The sequence below is a fragment of the Corynebacterium sp. HMSC074A09 genome (genome assembly GCF_001811545.1).
Lineage (GTDB): Bacteria > Actinomycetota > Actinomycetes > Mycobacteriales > Mycobacteriaceae > Corynebacterium > Corynebacterium hiratae.
In genome coordinates this window covers 1-487 of record NZ_KV805123.1, presented here as the reverse complement: position 1 = coordinate 487, position 487 = coordinate 1, and the positions used below count along the sequence as shown (strand labels likewise).

At 52.4% G+C, this 487-nt stretch carries 1 rRNA gene; it reads left to right on the top strand.

The features are described 5' to 3' along the window. Positions 1-487 (top strand): 23S ribosomal RNA (locus HMPREF2807_RS02345); the annotation flags it as partial.

Below are 487 nucleotides of genomic sequence, written 5' to 3'. Positions count from 1 at the left end.
TTGTTGATGTCGTGGGGCCTGATGTGTGGTTCAAGTGATGGGGTGACACAGTGTAGTAGCCATGCCGCTTAGTGGATTGTTGGTGTAAGCGTGTGAGGTGGTGTGTAGGCAAATCCGCACACCGTATGCCTGAGGCGTGATGCGTAGCCCAATTGGGGTGAAGTTGGTGATCTAGTACTGTCGAGAAAAGCCTCTAGCGATGTGGATGTATGGCCCGTACCCTAAACCGACACAGGTGGTCAGGTTGAAAATACTAAGGCGTTCGGGTGAACTGTGGTTAAGGAACTCGGCAAAATGCCCCCGTAACTTCGGGAGAAGGGGGACCACACGACTTAAGCCAGCCTTTGCGTTGGTGGTGGGTTGTGGGGTCGCAGAGAATAGAGGGAAGCGACTGTTTATCAAAAACACAGGTCCATGCGAAGACGTTAAGTTGATGTATATGGACTGACGCCTGCCCGGTGCTGGAAGGTTAAGAGGACCGGTTAGT